Origin of the sequence: Candidatus Stoquefichus massiliensis AP9, assembly GCF_000455285.1 — a bacterium.
In the GTDB taxonomy this organism is placed as follows: Bacteria; Bacillota_I; Bacilli_A; order Erysipelotrichales; family Coprobacillaceae; genus Stoquefichus; species Stoquefichus massiliensis.
Genome location: NZ_HG005284.1, coordinates 116497 through 119592, shown reverse-complemented (window position 1 = coordinate 119592; position 3096 = coordinate 116497). Strand labels below are relative to the sequence as shown.

Sequence of the window (3096 nt, the reverse complement as noted above, 5' to 3'; positions counted from 1 at the left end):
ATAAGCTGGGACTTAAAGAACATCAAAATAAATATCCAAATCAGTTATCGGGTGGACAGCAGCAACGAACAGCTATTGGTCGTGCTTTGGCAAAAAAACCAAGTTTATTACTCTGTGATGAGCCAACTGGTGCTTTAGATTATTATACCTCTAAAGATATTTTGGAGTTATTAGAATCACTTCACCATGATTATGGTACAACAATTTTAATTGTCACACATAATGATGCAATTGCTGCAATGGCTGATCGTGTTATGTATTTAAAAGACGGTCGTATTGTGGAAATACACATCAATCAAAATCCCTTATCTGTTTCAGAGATCGAATGGTAGGTGATGATGATGCGAAATCCACTTTATAAAACTCTTACAAAAGAATTTCGACAAAATGCAACTCGATACTTATCAATTATGCTTATTTTGATTGTGATGATTGGGGCTGTTTCTGGATTTTTGATTGTTGCCTATGGGAATAAGGATGCCTTGTCTATCAACCAGAAAGAATGTCATGTAGAAGATGGTCAAATCATTGTTGGAAAAAAATTAAATCAAAAGACTATTGAGGATATTGAAAAGAAATCGGTTTCTTTATATGAAAATTTTTATAGTGAACAGGATATTTATGAAAATACAACAATACGTTTATTTAAAAATCGTTGTGATGTGAATCAAGCAACAATCCATGCAGGAAGACTACCAGAAGAAAAATATGAAATCGCATTAGATCGCCTATTTGCAGATAAGAATCATTTTGAAATAGGATCAACAATGCAAATCAATCAGTTTAATGTCAAGATTGTTGGTTTTATTTCGGTTCCAGATTATAGTGCATTGATTCAAAAAAGTGGAGATTTGATGATGGATCCTATTCATTTTGGGATAGCCATTATTGATGATGAAACATTTAATGATTATGCTGGTCATAACATTTCTTATCAATATAGTTATCTCACCCATCAGAAATTAAGAGAAAAAGAAAATTACGATTTATTAAATGAAATGAAGGATATTTGTATAAATCATGGCTATCAGTTGACACAAATGATGACATCTCAAATGAATCAGTGCATTTCCTTTCTCTCTCAGGACTTAGGTAGTGATATTCCAATGATTCAAACTCTTCTTTATATGATGGTGGTTATTTTGGCTTTTATATTTGTTGTTATTAATCAAACAATTATTGAAGAAGAGGCACCAGTCATTGGCACCTTACTTGCAAACGGATACACCAAAAAAGAAGTTGTTCATCATTATATGATGTTACCACTTTTTATAACAATAATTGGTAGTATAATTGGAAATATTATTGGTTATACATTATTTCCACCACTCTTTGCACAAATGTATAAAAATAGTTATTGTTTACCACCTTTAGAAATTCAATTTATGAAGGAAGCATTTTTTTCAACAACCATTATCCCTGTTCTATTTATGATGATTGTATTGTACTTGATGCTATACTATAAATTGCGAATGTCTCCCTTACGTTTTTTAAGAAGAAGTTTTCATAAACAAAAACAGAAAAGATATATTCATTTAAAAAAGAATTCATTTATTAAACGTTTTCAGCAACGTGTTCTTCTACAAAATAAGGGTATATATTTCATGTTAAGTCTAGGTATTATTTTTGCCAGTTTTCTATTTCTTTTTGGGTTTATGCTCACCCCTACGATTGAACATTATCTCGAGAATATGGAAAAAAGTATTCATGCTGAGTATCAATATATTGTCAAGGTACCAATAGAAAGAGATGATGCTGAAAAGGTCACAATGGCAACATTAGAAACATATAATCAGCAAGCAGATATAGATTTAGATGTGACAATTTATGGAATTGTTCAAGAAAGTCAATATTATCATGATGATTTACCAAAAGAAAAAAATCATATCATTATCAGCTATGATTTGGCACATAAATTAGATGTTGAAAAAGGTGATGAAATTTTTATGACAAATCCATATACAGAGAAAAAATATCATTTGGTTGTTGAGCATATGAATGATGATAAAGGAACATTATCTGCTTATATGTCACAAAAATTATGCAATGAAATGCTAGGCGAAAATCAAGATTATTTTAATGGATATTTGTCAAATACACATCTTGATATGGATGAATCATATATTCAATCATTCATCACCAAAGCAGATATGACAAAGATCGGGGAGCAAATGACAACAACGTTTTCTCAGATGATTCCTATTTTAATCAGTGTATCATTAGTTGTTTACTTTGTAGTGATTTATATTCTCACAAAACTGATTCTAGACCGTAATCATCTCTGTATGTCATTTCTCAAAGTTATAGGTTATAACAATAAAGAAATCAAGCAACTCTATTTACGTGCAACAACAAGAGTTGTTGTAATATCATTATTGTTGACAATTCCCATTTGTACAATAGGATTACAATTGATATTACAATTTGCATTTATGCAGTTTACAGGTTATATGGAAGCTTATATTCCTTATTATCTCTATGGTTTTGTTTTTATAACAGGATTGCTAACTTATCTTATTATCAATTTTGTTTTAACAAAACAGATAGAAAGAATTCAAATTAGTGAATCTTTAAAAAATATGGAATAAGAGCACTCCTAGATAAGCATCTGACTCTAACTCATGCTATACTGAGTAAGAAAGGTGGGATGAATATGTATGCATGGCAAGCAATTCAGGAATCAATAGATTATATTGAAAATCATTATCAGGAAACAATTGATGTGGAAACTTTGGCATCAATTGCTCATTTATCTCAATATTATTATCAGAGATTATTTCATCGATTAACACATAAGACAGTGAATGAATATGTGAAACTCAGAAGAACTGCAATGGCATCTGAGTTATTGAAAAAATCTTCAAAAAGAATTCTTGAAATAGCATTAGAATGTGGTTTTATTAATCATAGTTCTTTAACAAGGGCGTTTAAGGAAATCTATGGAATAACGCCTAAACAATATCGTCAACAAAAGATGACTCTTGATCATTTTCAAAAAATTGATTTAAGTTTAAATTATACTTTAATTGATCAAAATGTTCCCTTAGTCACATCTCAGATGGTTTTAGAGATAGAAGAACATGATTTAAATCATGA

General features: G+C 30.1%; 3 protein-coding genes. All 3 read left to right on the top strand.

Features of this window, described 5'->3' with window-relative positions; all coding sequences use genetic code 11:
- On the top strand, nucleotides 1-332 hold a 332-nt coding region (locus BN350_RS21145), incomplete at its 5' end, for an ABC transporter ATP-binding protein (protein ID WP_044600005.1).
- A 9-nt stretch (nucleotides 333-341) separates the two neighbouring features.
- Entirely contained in the window at nucleotides 342-2588 is a 2247-nt protein-coding gene (locus tag BN350_RS00620) for an ABC transporter permease (RefSeq protein ID WP_028041863.1), read from the top strand.
- 65 nt (nucleotides 2589-2653) lie between these two features.
- Nucleotides 2654-3096: helix-turn-helix domain-containing protein (locus BN350_RS18080; protein WP_044600004.1), on the top strand; the 443-nt coding region annotated here is incomplete at its 3' end.